The sequence below is a fragment of the Streptacidiphilus jeojiensis genome (assembly GCF_042510965.1).
Lineage (GTDB): Bacteria > Actinomycetota > Actinomycetes > Streptomycetales > Streptomycetaceae > Streptacidiphilus > Streptacidiphilus jeojiensis.
Genome location: NZ_JBEUKS010000003.1, coordinates 328,931 through 346,331 on the forward strand (window position 1 = coordinate 328,931; position 17,401 = coordinate 346,331).

General features: G+C 72.9%; 17 protein-coding genes. 8 read left to right on the forward strand and 9 right to left on the reverse strand.

Going from position 1 to position 17,401, the window contains the following annotated elements; all coding sequences use genetic code 11:
• Positions 1-36 precede the first annotated feature (36 nt).
• From ABUW04_RS10530 to ABUW04_RS10555, 6 genes are all read right to left on the reverse strand, one after another.
• Positions 37-1,140 (reverse strand): ABC transporter substrate-binding protein, encoded by a 1,104-nt coding sequence (locus tag ABUW04_RS10530; RefSeq protein ID WP_380564252.1) that lies wholly within the window; start codon positions 1,138-1,140, stop codon positions 37-39.
• Positions 1,141-1,286: 146 nt separating this feature from the next.
• Positions 1,287-2,192, reverse strand: a complete 906-nt coding sequence (locus ABUW04_RS10535; protein ID WP_380564253.1) for an ABC transporter permease — start codon at positions 2,190-2,192, stop codon at positions 1,287-1,289.
• 13 nt (positions 2,193-2,205) lie between these two features.
• Positions 2,206-3,036 carry an ABC transporter ATP-binding protein gene (locus tag ABUW04_RS10540; RefSeq protein ID WP_380564254.1) on the reverse strand — a complete coding sequence of 277 codons (831 nt, stop codon included), beginning with the start codon at positions 3,034-3,036 and terminating at the stop codon, positions 2,206-2,208.
• A gap of 161 nt (positions 3,037-3,197) precedes the next feature.
• Complete coding sequence (locus ABUW04_RS10545; protein ID WP_380564255.1) at positions 3,198-3,623, reverse strand: hypothetical protein; 426 nt, start codon at positions 3,621-3,623, stop codon at positions 3,198-3,200.
• Positions 3,624-3,675: 52 nt separating this feature from the next.
• Positions 3,676-5,145 (reverse strand): FAD-dependent monooxygenase, encoded by a 1,470-nt coding sequence (locus tag ABUW04_RS10550; protein ID WP_380564256.1) that lies wholly within the window; start codon positions 5,143-5,145, stop codon positions 3,676-3,678.
• A gap of 137 nt (positions 5,146-5,282) precedes the next feature.
• Positions 5,283-6,218: an alpha/beta hydrolase gene (locus ABUW04_RS10555; protein ID WP_380564257.1), complete on the reverse strand. Its 936-nt coding sequence runs from the start codon at positions 6,216-6,218 to the stop codon at positions 5,283-5,285.
• Positions 6,219-6,346: 128 nt separating this feature from the next.
• Here ABUW04_RS10555 and ABUW04_RS10560 point away from each other — a divergent pair, with 128 nt between their 5' ends.
• From ABUW04_RS10560 to ABUW04_RS10575, 4 genes are all read left to right on the forward strand, one after another.
• A complete protein-coding gene (locus ABUW04_RS10560; RefSeq protein WP_380524827.1) occupies positions 6,347-7,195 on the forward strand; it encodes a helix-turn-helix transcriptional regulator in 849 nt (282 codons plus the stop codon).
• Between the two features lie 293 nt (positions 7,196-7,488).
• Positions 7,489-9,726 (forward strand): HelD family protein, encoded by a 2,238-nt coding sequence (locus ABUW04_RS10565; protein ID WP_380564258.1) that lies wholly within the window; start codon positions 7,489-7,491, stop codon positions 9,724-9,726.
• A 48-nt stretch (positions 9,727-9,774) separates the two neighbouring features.
• The gene (gene cpt, locus ABUW04_RS10570) at positions 9,775-10,308 is read left to right on the forward strand and encodes a chloramphenicol phosphotransferase CPT (protein ID WP_380564259.1); all 534 of its coding nucleotides are present in this window, start codon (positions 9,775-9,777) and stop codon (positions 10,306-10,308) included.
• Positions 10,309-10,318: 10 nt separating this feature from the next.
• Positions 10,319-10,873 carry an AAA family ATPase gene (locus tag ABUW04_RS10575; RefSeq protein WP_380564260.1) on the forward strand — a complete coding sequence of 185 codons (555 nt, stop codon included), beginning with the start codon at positions 10,319-10,321 and terminating at the stop codon, positions 10,871-10,873.
• Here ABUW04_RS10575 and ABUW04_RS10580 read toward each other — a convergent pair.
• Complete coding sequence (locus ABUW04_RS10580; RefSeq protein ID WP_380564261.1) at positions 10,822-11,715, reverse strand: helix-turn-helix transcriptional regulator; 894 nt, start codon at positions 11,713-11,715, stop codon at positions 10,822-10,824. The genes ABUW04_RS10575 and ABUW04_RS10580 overlap by 52 nt on opposite strands.
• Positions 11,716-11,845: 130 nt before the next feature.
• Between ABUW04_RS10580 and ABUW04_RS10585 the strand changes: the two genes are divergently transcribed.
• Both ABUW04_RS10585 and ABUW04_RS10590 read left to right on the forward strand, forming a co-directional pair.
• Complete coding sequence (locus ABUW04_RS10585) at positions 11,846-12,622, forward strand: NAD(P)H-dependent oxidoreductase (protein WP_380564262.1); 777 nt, start codon at positions 11,846-11,848, stop codon at positions 12,620-12,622.
• A gap of 105 nt (positions 12,623-12,727) precedes the next feature.
• Positions 12,728-13,759: an aldo/keto reductase gene (locus ABUW04_RS10590; RefSeq protein ID WP_380564263.1), complete on the forward strand. Its 1,032-nt coding sequence runs from the start codon at positions 12,728-12,730 to the stop codon at positions 13,757-13,759.
• 34 nt (positions 13,760-13,793) lie between these two features.
• Here ABUW04_RS10590 and ABUW04_RS10595 read toward each other — a convergent pair whose 3' ends face one another.
• On the reverse strand, positions 13,794-14,504 hold the full coding sequence (locus ABUW04_RS10595) for an MBL fold metallo-hydrolase (RefSeq protein ID WP_380564264.1): 711 nt from the start codon (positions 14,502-14,504) through the stop codon (positions 13,794-13,796).
• Positions 14,505-14,603: 99 nt separating this feature from the next.
• Between ABUW04_RS10595 and ABUW04_RS10600 the strand changes: the two genes are divergently transcribed.
• Entirely contained in the window at positions 14,604-15,149 is a 546-nt protein-coding gene (locus tag ABUW04_RS10600) for a TetR/AcrR family transcriptional regulator (RefSeq protein WP_380564265.1), read from the forward strand.
• Positions 15,150-15,156: 7 nt separating this feature from the next.
• Here ABUW04_RS10600 and ABUW04_RS10605 read toward each other — a convergent pair whose 3' ends face one another.
• Complete coding sequence (locus tag ABUW04_RS10605) at positions 15,157-16,665, reverse strand: FAD-dependent monooxygenase (RefSeq protein WP_380564266.1); 1,509 nt, start codon at positions 16,663-16,665, stop codon at positions 15,157-15,159.
• Positions 16,666-16,754: 89 nt separating this feature from the next.
• On the opposite strand from ABUW04_RS10605, the gene ABUW04_RS10610 reads away from it, so the two are divergent.
• Positions 16,755-17,396 carry a TetR/AcrR family transcriptional regulator gene (locus ABUW04_RS10610; RefSeq protein WP_380564267.1) on the forward strand — a complete coding sequence of 214 codons (642 nt, stop codon included), beginning with the start codon at positions 16,755-16,757 and terminating at the stop codon, positions 17,394-17,396.
• Positions 17,397-17,401: the final 5 nt, after the last annotated feature.

Genomic DNA, 17,401 nt, shown 5'->3' on the forward strand with positions numbered 1-17,401 from the left:
GTGGAGTGCTGCGGGTGGGGTGGGTGCTGGAGTGGGTCAGGGTGCGGGCCAGATCAGCTTGGTCCCGTTGTAGACGGCCTCGACGGCGGAGTCGTCGAACCATCCGGCGGTGTCCTGGTCCGTGACCGAGGCCGGGATGACGGAGTAGGTGTGCAGCATCTCCGTGAGCTTGGTGATGTTCGCGGGGTCGATGCCGCCCAGCGGCCGGCCGGGGGTCGGGTTGTCGCTGACCACCTTGGTCTCGGTGGTCCAGATGGCCGCGTTGAGCTTCTTGTCGTAGGTCACCCCGGACAGGTCGGCGGCGTAGCCGACGCACTGCGCGACATGCGCGGTGCAGTAGCCGTAGGCGTGCAGGGCGGCCCGCAGGACGTCCTGGACCGCGGTCGGGTGGGCCTTGGCGAAGGCCGGGTTGACCGCCATCGCGCCCAGCGAACTGGGGATCCCGTAGGTCACCGGCTGCCAGACCGTCACCTTGTGCCCGGCGGCGGCGAGTTGGTTCGGCTCGTTGGAGATGAAGCCGGTGAGCGCCTTGAGGCCGCCCTGGCCGCGGGTCAGCACGGTGGGGTCGTAGCCCTCCTTGACCACCTTCAGGCTGTTCCAGCTCACCCCCGCCTTGACCAGCATCGCCCTGACGCTGACCGGCATGGCGCCCTTGTCGCCGACCACCGCGCCGTTGAGCTGGGTGAGCGCGGTGGTGCCGGGGTTGGTCATCAGGATGTCCAGGCCGGCGTCGGAGTAGGAGGAGATGCCCTCGATGTCGATGCCGTTGGCGCGGGCCTGGATGACGTCCTGCTCGGAGACGGCGGCGACACTGGCCTGGCCGCCGGCCAGCAGCTTGGTGTTCTGGGCGGTGTCACCGCTGCCGGGCACCAGCTTCACCTTCAGACAGAGGTCGTCGAAGTAGCCGAGCTTGCTGGCGGCGACGTACTCGAGGATGGAGGCGGAGGACTGGAACTGGTAGCCGGACAGGTAGGTGACCGTGCCGGCCGCCTTGTTCTGCGCGCAGCGGGCCGCCGAGATCGCCGAGCCGGTCGAGGCCGTGGTGGTGCTGCCGGAGGAGGAGCCGCAGGCCGCGGCGGCGAAGGTGATGGCGACGGTGCTGAGGGCGGCGAGGCCGGATCTGACGAGGTGCGTGCGCATGCGGAACTCCCTGAGGGGTGATCGGGTGAAGGGGAAGCGGGCAGGAGGGGACGCCGCACCGGCTCGCGGGCGGTTCGGGATGGGCAGCGCGCTGTGGGGTGGACGGCCCGGCGCCGCAGGGCTCCTGAGCGGACGTCAGTCGGAGGTCACTTGGTCCGGTCGGACGAGGAGCTCTCGTGCCAGTGCAGGGCCCGGCGCTCGGCGAGGGTGATGACCAGCATCACCAGCACGCCCATCAGCGCGAGCACGAAGATCGAGGCATAGACCACGGCCAGGTTGTTCATCGACGAGGCGGTGCTGATCACCGTGCCCAGGCCGCCGGTGGAACCGGAGGCGGACAGCTCGGCCACCACGGCGCCGATCACCGACAGCGGGCTGACGATCCGCAGCGCCGCGAAGAGGTACGGGAGCGCGTTGGGCACCCGCACGTACGCCAGCATCTCCAGGCGGGAGGCGTCCATGGTCCGGTAGACCTGCAGCACCTGCTGCGGCACCGAGCGCAGCCCGGTGGTGGTGTTGATCAGGATCGGGAAGAAGCAGATCAGCGCGGTGATGACGAGCTTGGGTGTCGCCCCGAATCCGAAGGCGACGACCAGGGCCGGGGCGATCGCCACCACCGGGGTCACGTTCAGCACCACGGCGATCGGCATGACCGCCCTGCGCACCACCGGTACCTCGCTGACCAGCACCGCCAGCACGAACGCCGCCACGAAGCTGATCGCCAGACCCGCCGCCGCCTCGCCCAGGGTGATGCCCGCGTTCTTGAGGTAGTAGCCGAAGTCGTCCGAGAGGGAGCGGCCGATCGACGGCAGCGGCGGCAGCAGGTAGGGCAGCTTGGCGGCTCCCCACTGCCACAGCGCGGCGAGGATCGCCAGCATGGCCACCAGCGGCAGCCAGACCGCGGGGCGGATCCAACCGATCCGGGAGCGGGGGTGCTTCAGGCTGTAGCGCGACGGCTCGGCGGGCGGGCCGGCCACGGCCGGCTGCGCGGGGGCCGCCTGGTCGGGGGCCACCTGTTCTTCGGGGGCCACCTGTTCGGGGACGATGCTCATTCTCCGCTCCCCCTCACGCCGCATCCGCCGACCGCCAGGCGCGGTGCAGTCTGTCCCTGATCAGGTCCTCGTACTCGTGGAAGCTGCTCTGCTCGAACAGCCGCTGGTTGCGCGGGCGGGGCAGGTCGATGTCGATGACGTCGACGATGCGGCCCGGACGGGGCGCCATCACCACGACGGTGTCCGAGAGGCGCACCGCCTCCTGCACCGAGTGCGTGATGAACAGCACGGTGGTCTTCAACTCGTCCCACAGGTCCAGCAGTTGGTCCTGCAGGGTCTCCCGGGTGAACTCGTCGAGGGCCGAGAAGGGCTCGTCCATCAGCATCACGTCCGGCTGCAGCCCGAACGCCCGGACGATGGCGGTTCGCTGCTGCATGCCGCCGGACAGCTGCGCGGGGAGCCGGTGCACCACCTCGCCGAGGCCGGCCCGGCGCAGCAGCTCCAGCATGTCCGGCGGGGCCTTGCCGGCGCCGCGCTCGCCGAGGTCGCCGATGCGCTCGCGGCGCCTGGCCGCGGCGGTGTTGATCCGCTGCGGGAGCGTGACGTTGCCCAGCACCGACCGCCACGGCAGCAGCGCCGGGGTCTGCGGGACGAACCCGATGAGCTTGGCCGCGCACGCCTGGTCGGGGGTGACCCCGTGCACCCGGACGGTGCCGCCGTCCGCCGTCTCCAGGCCCGCCACCAGCCGCAGCAGCGTCGACTTCCCGCAGCCGCTCGGTCCGATCAGGCTCACGAAGCGGCCCGGCCCGATCGACAGGTCCACGTCGCTGAGCGCCACCATCGCCGACGCCCCGTGGCCGTACACCTTACGGGCGGAGTCCAACTCGATCGCTGACACCCTCATGCCCACCCTCCACGCCATTGGCGATCGCACGTACTCGATCTCGTATGACGGAGAGCGTGCGTAGCGAGAGCTCGGTATCTGCCACGCGGAAATCCGTTGTCTTGGGCAGGAACCTAGTCAGGCCGTGTTGCGCGGAAGGCGGCCCGGGGATTACGCGAACGTTAAGTCCGGCGGGGCAGCGGGGCGACCCGCTCGCCGTCGAAGACGTACACCTCGACGCCCATGTCGGCAGCGGCGATGGCCACCCAGCCGCCCAGGGCCTGCACCAGCAGCTCGGTGACCACCAGGACGGCGCGCTCCGCGCTGGGCACGCCGGCGCGCAGCCACAGCAGTTTGAACAGGTCGGCCATCACCTTGTTGCGGTAGGCCGGCTTGTAGGCGCCCTGATTGGCCACCAGCTGCACCACGATCCGGCCGTCCGCGTCGATGCCCTCGACCTCGACCCGGTTGCGGTTCTCCAGCACCAGCGGCCGCGGCCGCAGCGGGGTGCCCAGCTCCGCGCTGATCGCGAGCAGCATGCGCTGCTCGAGGGAGCCGTCGGCGAAACGGCCCCACTCGGACGGTGCATCCACGATGGTCAGGCGCATTCGGTGATCATACAGTCCGGGTCCGGGCGACTCCGGGGAGAGCGGGGCGGTCTCAGTTCGGCGCCCCGAACCAGACGGCCAGGGCCTGGTCCAGCCCTTCGGCGGGGTGGGTGTCGGCGTCGGTGGCCCAGGCGACATGGCCGTCGGGCCGGATCAGCAGGGCGGCGGCCGGCGGCTCCGGACAGTCGGCGGCGACGACGTTGACCCGGTCCTTCCAGCCCGCCGCGGCGCCGGCCAGGGCGCCGGTCCCGGTGAGGTCGAGCAGGACACCGCGGGCGGGGTGCAGCAGCTCCGCCGTGCTGGTGGTCCCCGAGGGCGTGGTGAGGACGAGGTCGGGGGCCCACCGGCCGGCCAGCGGGTGCCGGTCGGCCGGGCCCGTGTCGTAGCGGGTATCCAGCGCGTACATCAGGTTGAGCAGGTGGCGCAGCGGTTCCCGGTACTGCAGCAGCGGCCCGAGGACCTCGCGCAGGGCCGCGACCCTGGCGTCCCCGCCCGCGCCCATCAGCGCGCCCTGGGCGCGGGTGTGCAGCAGGACGCGCTCGCCCTCGGGGTGCCGCTCGCTGTGGTAGCTGTCCAGCAGGGCCGGCGGCGCCCAGCCGGCGACCGTGGCGCCGAGCTTCCAGCCCAGGTTGAAGGCGTCCAGCAGACCGGTGTTCAGCCCCGGTCCGCCGGCCGGGAGGTGGATGTGGGCCGCGTCGCCGGCGATCAGGACCCGGCCGCTGCGGTACCGCGCCGCCTGGCGGCTGGAGTCGGTGAACCGGGAGAGCCACCGGGCGCCGCTGATCGGCAGGTCCCTACCGGCGTTCGCCCTGCGGATGGCGGCCCGGAGCTCGTCCAGCGTGATCGGGGCGTCGCGGTCCAGGTCGGCGGGGTAGGGCTCGGTGATGATCACCCGGTAGTAGCCGGCCCCGAGCGGAATGAGCGGGACCCGCACGTCGGGGATGTCCTGGGGCGTCAGATCGCCTTCCAGGGTGACGTCGCCCAGGCGCAGCAGGAAGGTGGGCGGGATGCCCGGGAACTCGATCCCGGCCGCCTTGCGGACGACGCTGGTGCCGCCGTCGCAGCCGACCGCGTAGCGGGCCCGCAGCTGTCCGGGGCCCTGCGGGCCGTGGACCTCGACGCTGACGCCGTCGTCGTCCTGGTGCAGGGCGGTGACCTCGTGGCCGCGCCTGATCTCCACGCCGAGCTCGCGGGCCCACTCGTTCAGCAGCTCCTCGGTGACGGCCTGCTGGATGAACAGCCCGCGCAGGCCGAGGCCGTCCAGCTTCCCCGTGTCCAGCGGGATCAGGGCGAAGTGCGCGGAGGTCGGGAACGCGACGGCGGCACGCTCCTGGAAGTTCCCCAGCCGCCCCCGGCGTTCCAGCGAGTCCACCGAGCGGCCGAGCAGCCCGAGCGCCTTGGACAGGCCGGTGGGCCGGTCGAGCCGTTCCAGCACGATCGGGCGCGCCCCGGCCAGGTGCAGTTCGCAGGCGAGCACCAGGCCGGTCGGCCCGGCTCCGACGATGACGACATCAGCATCCACGTGGCAGTCCCCTTGCTGGCTCGGGTCGGCGGCGTGCGGGGGTGTGCCATCGCACCGTAGACCTGTCGGCAGGATGCCAACAAGCGACCGGGGCCGGCTGTCCGGCCCCGGTGACGGATCGTCATATGACCTTTGCCTCAGGCGGATCGGACCGTAACAGTGAGCGCCGGGGCGAGCGTGCCGCGGAGGAAGTCACCCGCGGCGTCCAGCGCGGCGTCGGCCTGGTCCAGTTGGCCGGTACCGGCGAAGCGCTGGTAGACGTGCGGCAGCCCGGGGCGGATCTGCAGGTCCACCGGGACGTCGAAGGCGGCGGCGCGGGCGGCCAGCGTGACCGCGTCGTCGAGCAGGATCTCGTGCGAGCCGACCTGGACCAGGAGCGGCGGCAGGCCGCTGAGGTCGGCGGTCAGGCCGGGGCTGGCCAGCGCGGACCGGGGGTCGGCCGGGCCGAGGTAGTCCGCGGCGCCCTGGCCCAGCGTGTCCGCGGTGAGGACCAGGTCGTCGCCGGCCCGGGTGGTGACGGAGGCGCCGGAGAGTGTGAGGTCGGACCAGGGGGAGAGGACGACGGCGGCCGACGGGAGCGGCAGCCCCGCGTCGCGCGCGGCGACCAGGGCCGCCACCGCCAGCCCGCCGCCGGCCGAGTCGCCCGCGACGGTGATCCGCGCGGGCTCGACGCCGAGGTCCAGCAGCCCGCGATAGGCGGCCAGCGCGTCGTCCACGGCCGCCGGGAACGGGTGCTCGGGAGCCAGCCGGTACCCGACCGAGATGCCGCGTCCGCCCGCGCGGGCCGCCAGTCCCGCCGCCAGCGGAACCCCGGCCGCCGCCGAGCCCAGGACGTAGGCGCCGCCGTGGAAGTACAGGACCACCGGCGTGGACGGGTCGGTGCCCGGTGGCTCGGCGAAGACCACCGGCACGTCGCCGAGCCGGCCGGGCCGGGTGGTGATGCCCGGCGGCAGCGGGGTGGCCGCCCGCATGGCGTCGAAGAACTGCCGCTGCTGGTCGAGGCCGGGCGCGGGGTCGGCGACGGGGCGGTTGCGCAGGGTGTGCTGAAGGGTTTCGAGCTGAGTCCGAGTCATGCCGCTACCGTGCCGCCGGGCCGCCGACCTGTGAATCGGACCCGATTCCCTAGGACCAGCCGTCCTAGGCCGATACCGCCGCCGAGTCCCCGGCGGGCCGCCTGACGTCGCATGATGGGGGCATGGAGATGGACCGACGCCAGCTCGCCGACTTCCTGCGCCGGTCGCGGCACCGACTGCGGCCCCGCGAGGCCGACCTGCCCGAGGGGCGGCACCGGCGCACGCCCGGGCTGCGGCGCGAGGAGGTCGCGCAGCTCGCCGGGATGTCGGCGGACTACGTGATGCGGCTCGAACAGGCCCGCAGCCCCCAGCCGTCGACACAGATCCTGGCCGCGATGGCCCGGGCGCTGCGGCTGACCGAGGACGAGCGGGACCACCTCTACCTGCTGGCGGGCCATCCGCCACCGGTGGGACGGCTGGCCGGTGCGCATGTGCGCCCCAGCCTGCAGTACCTGCTCGACCACCTGCGCGAGACCCCGGCCCAGCTGCTGGGCGACCTCGGCGACCTGCTGGCGATGAACGCGCTGGCGGAGGCGCTGTTCGGATGCGTCTGCACGGTCAAGGGGCCGGACCGCAACATCATCTGGCGCTGGTTCACCGACCCTGCCGTGCGCGCGGCGTACCCGCCGGAGGAGCACGACGAGCACGGCCGCCAGGCCGTGGCCGATCTGCGCGCGGCCGTCGCCCGCCGGGGCACCGACGAGGCGTCGGCCGCCCTGCTGAAGCGGCTGCGCGCGGCCAGCGACGAGTTCAGCCGGCTCTGGGACGAGCACGAGGTCGGCGTCCGCCGGCGCAGCCGGCTGCGGGTGCTGCACCCGGAGGTCGGGGCCATCGTCTTCGACTGCGAGGTCCTGCTGACGCCCGCCGAGGACCAGCGCCTGGTGGTCTTCACCCCGCCGCCGGGCTCCCCGGGCGTGGACGCGCTGGACCTGCTCGCCCTGCTGGGCCCGGCGACGGCGCACCGCAGCCACAGGTGAGCTGCCGCAGTCGGGAGGGAGGAGGGGCGGAGGAGGGAGAACACACTCCCCGCCACTAACAACCTATACCGCAGAGGGGGCCTTGCGGCAAGGCCCCGGTACTGCCGCACAATCGACGGTCGAGGCCGTAACCTGCGGAAACGGCAGGTCCTCGGGTTCGGTAGTGCTGTGAACAGTGGCCGTCGCGCCGCCGCGAGTCAATGGAGCTTGTCTTGGTCCCCATGTCATCGTCCTCGTCCGATCTCGATGCGGTTGGCGGTGCCGGAGCGGGCTGGCGCCTCGGAGAGCTGCGGGTGGAGAACGCGTACGTCACCGGGCTCTACGAACGCCTCGACGCCCAGCGCGAACTGGCGACGACCAGGCTGCGCGAGGTCCATCTGCTGGAGAGCGGCGGAACCTACCAGTCCCGGCTGGAGCGGGACGCGCTGGAGGTGCACCACACCCGCCGGCTGGCCGAACTGCACGCCGCCGAGTACGGGCTGTGCTTCGGCCGGATCGAGGGCGCCGACGGCGAGCGGCGGTACATCGGCCGGATCGCCCTGGCGGACGAGGACCACGAGCCGTTGCTGACCGACTGGCGGGCCTCGGCGGCGGAGCCTTTCTACCGGGCGACGCCCGCCGCGCCCGGCGGTGTCGTGGGCCGACGGCACCTGCGGAGCAAGGGCCGGAGCGTCGTCGACTTCGACGACGACGCCTTCGGCGTGGACGCCCTGGAGGGCCGGGACAGCTCCGAACTCAGCGGTGAGACCGCGCTGCTTGCCTCGCTGACGGCGGCCAGGACCGGGCGGATGGGCGACATCGTCGCCACCATCCAGGCCGAGCAGGACCGGGTGATCCGCTCCGAGCTCGGCGGCGTGCTGGTGGTCCAGGGCGGTCCGGGCACCGGCAAGACCGTGGTCGCCCTGCACCGCGCCGCCTACCTGCTCTACACCCACCGCAACCGGCTGGCCAAGAGCGGTGTGCTGGTCATCGGGCCGAACACGACGTTCCTGCGCTACATCGACGCGGTTCTGCCGGCGCTGGGCGAGAGCGAGGTCGTGCTCTCCAGCATCGGCACGCTCTACCCGGGCGTGACCGGGACCGACACCGAGACGCCGGAGGCGGCCGCGGTCAAGGGCGACCTGCGGATGGTGCGGGTGGTCGCCGCCGCGCTGGACGGCCTGCGGCAGCTGCCGGAGGAGTCCTGGACCGTCACTGTGGGCCGCAGGTCGCCCTACCGGGAGGAGCTGGAGGTCAGCCGGGCGCTCTGCGAGCGGGCGCAGGCCGCCGCGCAGCGGACCGGCGAACCCCACAACGCGGCCAGGGCCGCCCTGGTCGAGCGGATCACCTCGGAGCTGGCCCTGCGCATCGCCAGGGACCGGGCCGCCAGGGACCAGGGCAGCAAGATGGACCTGGACGAGGTGGCGGACCTGGCCGACGCGCTGGTCGAGGAGCCGGACCTGCAGGCCCTGGCCGACCGGCTGTGGCCGCTGCTCAGCCCGGAGCAGCTGCTCACCGCCCTGTTCGGCTCCGCGGAGCTGCTGGCGCGGGCCATGCCGGACTTCTCCGCGGCCGAACGCGCCGCGCTGCTGCGCGAGCAGGGGCCCTGGACCACCGCCGACGTGCCGCTGCTCGACGAGGCGGCCGAACTGCTCGGCCCGCTGCCCGGCAGCAGTGCCTCGCACCGGACCGAAGCCGCCCTCGACGCCCGGGAGCTGGAGTTCGCCAAGCTGGTCCTGGACGACTTCGGGGTGGGGCTGGTCGAGATGGACGCGGAGATGCTGGCCCGTCAGTACCGGGGCGAGGAGTCGCTGCGGCCGCTGGCCGAGCGCGCCGCCGAGGACCGGACCTGGGCCTTCGGGCATGTGATCGTGGACGAGGCGCAGGAGCTGTCCGCGATGGACTGGCGGCTGCTGGCCCGGCGCTGCCCCGGGCGCTCCATGACGATCGTCGGCGACCTGGCGCAGACCGGCGCACCGGCCGGGCTGAGCTCCTGGGGGGAGGCGCTGGACGAGTACACGGCCGGGCGCTGGCGCACGGTCGAACTGACCGTCAACTACCGGACCCCGGCCGAGATCATGCGGGTCACCGAGGGCGTGCTGCGAGCGGTCGACCCGGCGCTGCCGGCCCCCAGCGCGGTGCGCAGCGGCGGGACCCGTCCCTGGAGCCTGCGGATCCCGGCGGACGACCGGGCGGCGGCGCTGCGTGCGGCCGTCGAGGCGGAGGTCACGGCGCTGGACGGCGGCCGGATGGCGGTCATCCACGCCCCGTCCTGGCCGGCCGAACTGGTCAACGCGCTGGCCGGGTTGGACGGTGTCACCGTCCATGACGGCCCGTCGGCCCTGGACTCGCCGGTGGTCCTGATGACGGCGGCGCAGTCCAAGGGACTGGAGTTCGACGCGGTCCTGGTGGTGGAGCCGGCCGAGATCCTCGCGGCGCACAGCCGCGGCGTGAACGACCTCTACGTCGCCCTCACCCGCGCCACCAGGACCCTGGGAGTGCTGCACAGCGGGGACCTGCCGGCCATGCTGCAGGGCCTGGACCCCCGCTGAGGACGTGGCGGGCAGCGGACCGTGGCGGGCAGCCCGTACCGTGATCCGGTGACAACTCAGGTGATCGTTCTGAACGGCGGGTCCAGTTCGGGCAAGTCCGGGATCCTCCGGTGCCTGCAGGCGGTGCTGCCGGATCCGTGGCTGGCCGCCGCGATCGACTCGCTGGTGGAGGCGCTGCCTCCGTCCATGCGGACCACGGAGGGCGGCATCGCCTTCGGCGAGGACGGCGGGGTGACGGTCGGCGCGCAGTTCCGGGAGCTGGAGGCGGCCTGGATGGCGGGGGTCGCCGCGACGGCCCGGGCCGGCGCCCGGGTGATCGTCGACGACGTCTTCCTCGGCGGCGCGGCGTCCCAGCAGCGCTGGCGCAGGGCCCTGGCCGGACTGGAGGTGCTCTGGGTCGGCGTCCGCTGCGAGAGCGCCGTCGCCGCGGGCCGCGAGGTCACCCGCGGGGACCGGGCCCGGGGGATGGCCGCGGCGCAGGCGGAGGCGGTGCACCGGGGCGTGGTCTACGACCTGGAGCTGGACACCACCCGCACGGAGTCCCTGGACTGCGCCCGGGCCGTCGCCGCCCGGGTCGGGTAGGGGCGGGCCGATGACCTCACGTCCCACGCTGGTCGTCGTCAGCGGTCCGCCCGGATCGGGCAAGACCACCTTCGCCCACGCGTTGGCCCGACGGGTCGGCTGCCCGGCGATCTGCCGTGACGAGATCAAGGAGGGCATGGTGCACGCCGCCGAGGGATTCGTGCCGGGGCCGGCCGACGCCCTGAGCCTGCGCACCCTGCCGACCTTCTTCGGCGTCCTGGAACTGCTGCTGCGGGCCGGGGTGACCGTGGTGGCCGAGGCGGCGTTCCAGGACCGGCTCTGGCGCCCCGGTCTGGAACCGCTGCGCGACCTGGCGCGGATCCGCATCGTGCACTGCACCGTCCCCGCGGAACTGGCCCGGCAGCGTCAGCTGCGCCGCGGCGCCGACAACCCGGTGCGCCGTGCGCACGCGGATCCCCGCCCGGACGACCCGGCGGCGCACGGCGGCGTCTACGACGCCTTCGTCCGGGTCGCGCTGGACGCACCCTGGATCGAGGTCGACACCTCCGACGGCTACACCCCGGCGCTGGAGGAGGTCCTGGCGTTCGTCGACGGTCCTGGCTGATCGGTGCCGCGGACGCCGAGGCCGGCGAGCAGCCGAAGGGCGTCCTGGTCACTGCTGTCCGGTTCCGGAGCCAGGGTGATCAGCTCCTGGCCGGAGCCGTCCGGCAGGGTGAAGCGCTCCTGGTGCAGGGTGATCGGGCCGACCACCGGATGGTGGAAGCGCAGCGGCCCGTGACCGCGCACGCTGACCTCGGCGGCGGCCCACAGCTCGCTGAACCGGCGGCTGCCGATGGACAGTTCGCCGATCAGCGCGGCCAGCCGCGGATCGCCGGGGAACTCGCCGGCGGCGTGGCGCAGCTGGGCCACGGTGTCGGCGGTGCACGACGACCGGTCGGCGTACAGGTGGAAGCGGTCGGCGTCGAGGAAGACCATCCTGGCCAGATTGCGGTCCTCGACCGGCACCTGGTCCAGGTCGCAGTAGAGCAGACCGGCCATCCGGTTGTACGCCAGCACGTCGATGCGGTGGTTGAGGATCATCGCCGGGTAGTCCGCCACCGTGTCCAGGATCTGCCGCAGCTGCGGCCGGACCGTGTCGGTGGTGCCGGTCGGCCGGGGCCGGTTGTTGCGCTGCCCGGCCAGCCGGTGCAGGTGGTCGCGGGCCGCGTCGTCCAGTCGCAGCGCCCGCGCCAGCGCGTCCAGCACCTGCTCCGACGGTTGCGTCGCCCGGCCCTGTTCCAGCCGGGTGTAGTAGTCGACGCTCACGCCCGCCAACTGCGCCAGCTCCTCGCGGCGCAGACCGGCCACCCGGCGACGGGCGGTCAGGACCACCACGCCCACCGATTCCGGCGGCACGTGCGCCCGCCGCGACTGCAGGAACGTGCCCAGGTCCCCGAGATCATCCATGCGCCCCAGTATGCGTGCGGGCCGCTGGCAGCGGTTGCGACCAGGGTGGTCCTGCCAGACCCAGGAACCGGTGTCCGACCGTCCGGCAGACTCTGGAACGGTGCCCGGTACCGGGCGCAGGATCCTCGGCATGAACGTACTCATCGTCCACGCCCACCCCGACCCGCACTCGCTGACCGCCTCGCTGAAGGACCTCGCCGTCGAGGCCCTGCGCGCGGACGGCCACGAGGTCGTGGTCTCCGACCTGTACGCGATGAAGTGGCAGGCGGCGGCCGACTTCGACGACTTCGACGGCATCACCGGCCCGGACTTCATGCACGCCTCCGGTGCGGCCTACGGATCCGGCCGGCTCGCCCGGGACATCCGCGCCGAACAGCAGAAGCTGCTCGATGCCGACCTGGTCGTGCTGCACTTCCCGCTGTGGTGGTTCACCGTGCCCGCGATCCTCAAGGGCTGGATCGACCGGGTGTTCTGCTACGACTTCGCCTACGGCGCCGGGATTCCGCGCTACGGTGCCGGCCCGTTCGCCGGGAAGCGGGCCATGGTCGCCACCACCGTGGGCGGCAGGGCCGGCCACTACACCGACCGCGGCGTCAACGGCCCCATCGCCGACCTGCTGTTCCCGATCAACCACGGCGTGCTGTTCTTCACCGGCTTCGACGTACTGCCGCCGTTCGTCGAGCCCAGCGCCGTCCACCTGGACGACCGGCAGTACTCCGGGATCGCCGAACGCTACCGGCGACGGCTGGCGACCGCCTTCACCGCCGAGCCGATCCGCTACCGCCCCGAGTCCGGCGGCGACTACACCGGCCTGACCCACCCGGACGGTTCGGAACTGGCCCCGGGCACGGAAACCCCCGACAGCAGCGGATTCGCCCTGCACACCGCAGGCCCGGACCGGCCCTGACCGATTCAGCAAGTCCGGTGCTCAAAGGCATCAGATTTTGCTGTTGGACAGCTCAATTCCGGGTGGGCAGACTCGGGACCGCATGCCGACCCTGGAGGAAGACCGATGGAGTACCGCACTTTGGGCAGCACCGGCACGGTGGTCTCCACCCAGTGCCTGGGCACGATGACGTTCGGCAACGAGAGCAGCGAGGAGGTGTCCTGGGCCCAGCTCGACCGGTTCGTCGAGCGGGGCGGCAACTTCGTCGACACCGCCGACGTCTACTCGCGCGGGGTGTCCGAGGAGATCATCGGCCGCTGGCTGGCGGCCCGGCCCGGGATGCGGGACCGCCTGGTCATCGCGACCAAGGGGCGCTTCCCGATGGGGGAGGGGCCCAATGACGCCGGTCTGACGCGCACTCACCTGACCCGGGCGCTGGACGCCAGCCTGCGCCGGCTCGGGGTCGAGAGCGTCGACCTCTACCAGGCCCACGCCTGGGACCCGTTGACCCCGATCGAGGAGACGCTCGGCTTCTTCGACGACGCGGTGCGCGCCGGCAAGATCCGCTACCCGGGCGTCAGCAACTTCCTCGGCTGGCAGCTGCAGAAGGCCTCGCTGCTGGCCCGGTTCCGCGGACTGGCGCCGGTCGTGACGCTGCAGCCGCAGTACAACCTGCTGGTCCGCGACATCGAGTTCGAACTCGTGGACGTCTGCCGCAACGAGGGCATCGGGATCCTGCCGTGGTCGCCGCTGGCCGGCGGCTGGCTGACCGGCAAGTACCGGCGCGACCAGGACCCGACCGGTGCGACCCGGCTGGGCGAGGACCCGGGGCGCGGTATGGAGGCCTACGCCGCGCGCAACGCGCAGGAGCGCACCTGGCGGGTCATGGACGCGCTGCGGGAGGTCGCCGAGGGCCGCGGGGTGCCGCTGTCGCAGGTGGCACTGGCCTGGGTCGCGGACCGGCCGGCCGTCACCTCGGTGATCCTCGGTGCCCGCACCCTGGAACAGCTCGACGACAACCTCGCCGCCGCCGAGCTGCACCTGTCCGACAAGGAGACGGTACGGCTCGACGAGGCGAGCGCGCCGGTCGTCTCGGTCTACCCCTACGGCGTCCCCGGCGTCCAGCAGCGCTCGCGCACCCTGCCCGGCTCCGCCTGACGGGTGGTGCGGCACCCGCCGGCCGGGGCCGGCGTCAGCGGGCCTGCCTGACCGCTTCGGCCACCTCGGCGGGCGAGGCGTTCCAGGGGGCGCCGTGGCCCGGGAGGACCCAGGAGGCCTTGAGCTGGGCGAGCCGCTCCAGCGAGGCGATCGCCTCGGCCGGGTCGTCGGTGAACGGTGCGGGCTGCGGCCCGGTGCGTCCGGTGAGGACGTGCCGGGTCGTCAGGGCGTCGCCGACGAAGACCGCGTCGGCGAGCGGCACGTGCACGGCGACGCTGCCGGGCGAGTGCCCCGGCATCTGCACGATCACCGGGCTGCCGGGCAGGTCCAGGGTGTCGCCGTCGGCGACCTCGACCACCTCGCTGACGTACTTGGTGCGCATGCCGTTCTTGCGCAGGGAGTAGCTGAAGAAGCCGACGGTGGGGCCGACCCGCATCGGACCCATCGCCGTCTTGGGCTTCTCGCCGGTGCGGGTGCGCACCGCGTCGGCGGCGTGGACGAAGACCGGCACCCCGTGGTCGTGCCGCAGCCGTTCGGCGAAGCCGATGTGGTCGGAGTCCCCGTGGGTCAGCACCAGCCCGCGGATGTCGTCGGCGGTCTTGCCCAGAGAGCGCAACTCCTGCTGCAGGTCGTTCCAGTGCCCTGGCAGACCCGCGTCGACCAGGGTGATGCCCTCGTCGGTGTCGATCAGATAGCACGCGACCACGTCGTTGCCGAGGCGGTGCAGGTGCGGAGCGAGCTTCATGGTTCCCCCTTCGCGGGTCCGGACGATACGATGGCTACGATATGTAGCCTTGATGGCTACGGTCAATAGCTTTTGGGTGCGGAACGGAAAGGGCGGACGGTGCCGACTCCTGAGAAGACTTCGCTGAGCGCCATCGTCGCGGCGGGCCAGGACCTCCTGGAGTCGGGCGGCCAGCAGGGACTGACGATGCAGGGCGTCGCCGAACGCGTCGGGGTGCGCGCTCCCTCCCTCTACAAGCATGTCCGCGATCGCGCGGCGCTGCAGGCCGCGGTGGCCGAGGCCACCGTCGACGACCTGATCCTCCGGCTGGAGACCACCGACGGCTCGCTCGAAGGGCTGGCGCACGGATACCGCGGGTTCGCCCGGGAGCGGCCCGAGGGATTCCGGCTGATGCTCTCGGTGGTCACCCCGCCCGAGACGCTGGCCCGCGCCGCCGTCCCGATCCTGCACGCCTCCGCCGAACTCGCCGGCGAGGAGGACGCACTGGAGGCCGCACGGCTGGTCACCGCATGGGCCACCGGCTTCATCGGGATGGAACTGGGCGGCTCCTTCCGGCTCGGCGGGGACGTCGACCGCGCCTTCGCCTACGGCCTGGCCCGGCTGCGCCAGGCGCTGGTGAGCGGAGCGGAACTGCCGGCCGGATGACCGCCGCTCAGGCGTCCGGCGCAGACCTCTGGAGGTGGTCGCCGACGGCCGCCAGCAGGTCACCGGGGAGGACGTCGGAGCTGTCGGAGGCCCAGCACACATAACCGTCGGGACGGATGAGCAGCGCGGCGGCGCCCAGGTCGTCGTCGGTCACGGCACGGACCAGGTCGACCCGGGGCGGGAGCCCGAGCCCGGCCGGGACGGCGCCGGCCAGGTCCAGCAGCACGGCGTGGCCCGAGCCGAACAGCGCCGACAGCCGGACCGGGCCGGTCTCGGTGACCAGGTCGGCGTCGGGCAGGCGCTGCCCGGTGAGCGGATGGCCGCCCGGCAGCGGGTAGCCCAGCGACAGGCCGGACATCAGTCCGGCGATGTGGCGGTTGGCGTCGGGCAGGCGCAGTAGGTCGACGAAGATGTCCCGCAGCGCGACCACGTCCTCGCTCGGCCTGGGGTCCGCCAGGACGCGCTGCGCCGAGGTGTGGTGCAGGACCTGGGCGCCGACTGGGCGCCGTTCAAGGTGGTAGCTGTCCAGGAGGCCGTCCGGCGCCCGGTCCTGGACGGTTGCCGCCAGCTTCCAGCCGAGGTTGAACGCGTCCTGGATGCCGAGGTTGAGACCCTGGCCGCCCAGCGGCGGGTGGATGTGCGCGGCGTCGCCGGCGAACAGCACCCGGCCCGCGCGGTACTGCTCCAACTGCCGGGTGGCGTCGCTGAACCGCGAGGCGTTGTCGACCGCGCCCAGGACGGTCTCCGGGCCGTACAGGGTCTGCAGGGCGGTGGTGATCTCCTCGGGGGTGACCGGGCTGCCGCGGTCGATCTCGACCTGGTCGTCCGCGCGGCCGAAGGTGACCCGGTAGCGGTCGCCGCCGAGCGGGACCGTCATCGCCCAGTAGCCGCCCGCCTGGCGCATCAACGTGCTCATGTGCCCCAGCTGCTGCGGGACCAGCGACGAGACGGCGGACAGGCGGAGGTCGGCCAGCACCGCCTGATGGGTCCCGGGCCTGCCGGGGAACGGCAGTCCGAGCAGGGCCCGCACCGTGCTGTGCCCGCCGTCGCACGCGACCAGGTACTGGGCCCGCACCCGGGTCCCGTCCGCCGTCACGACCACACCCTCGTCGTCCGCGCTGACCCCGGAGACGGCGGCGCCGCGCAGCACCCGGGCGCCGGCGGCGGTCGCCCGCTCCTCCAGTACCTCCTCGATCTCCCACTGCCCGATCGCGATCGGGGTGGGGTGCCTGGTCCGCCAGGGGGTGCAGTCCAGCGGTACCGGCAGGGCCGCGAAGTGGCCGCCGACCCCGTCGCGCGGTACCGCCCGCTCCAGTAGCGGCTCCAGCAGTCCGCGCGACTCCAGCAGCTCGGCGGTGCGGGGCTGGATCCCACCGCCCTTCACCTGCTCGATGCGCTGCGGCAGCTGCTCCAGCACCAGGGTGCCCACCCCGGCCAGGGCCAGTTCGTAGGCCAGCATCAGTCCGGTCGGGCCGGCGCCCGCGACCACGACCTCGGTCTCGATTTCGGTCAGCATCCTCGCTCCGCCTCATCTCTCGCACTCGAAGCAAATGTACACCAGGTGCAGAAATCGTCCTGGGGCAGCTCTCTGCTACGGTGGACGCCGTGGACGGCAAGCCAGGACTGCGGGAGCGGAAGAAGCAGCGCACCCACGCGGCGATCTCCGACGCGGCGATCGCACTGTTCCTCGAACGCGGCTTCAACCAGGTCTCGGTGGCCGAGGTGGCCGAGGCCGCCGAGGTGTCCAAACGCACCCTCTTCGCCTACTTCCCCACCAAGGAAGACCTGGTGGTGCACCGGCTCGCCGACCACGAGACCGAACTCGCCGGCGTCGTCAGGGCCCGCCCGCCGGGGACCACGCCGCTGACCGCGGTGCGCGAGCACTTCCTCGCCGGACTGCGCGAACGGGACCCGATCACCGGGCTCAACGACCATCCCCAGGTGCTCAGACTCACCCGGATGATCCAGGACGCGCCCACACTGGTGGCCCGGATGGACCGCTTCAGGGCCGCCGCCGAACGCGCCCTGGCCCAGGCCCTCCGGGAGACCGCTGACACCCCGGAGCTCACCGCCCGCCTGGCCGCTGTCCAGATCGTCGGAGTCCGCTGGACGCTGGCGCAGGACAACGCCGACCACCTGGCCCGCGGGGAGTCGGCCGACTCCCGCTCGGCGGGCGCGGTGGCCGACGCGGAACAGGGGTTCGCACTGCTGGAGAACGGACTGCGGGACCTGGGCTCGCGGCACTGACCGGC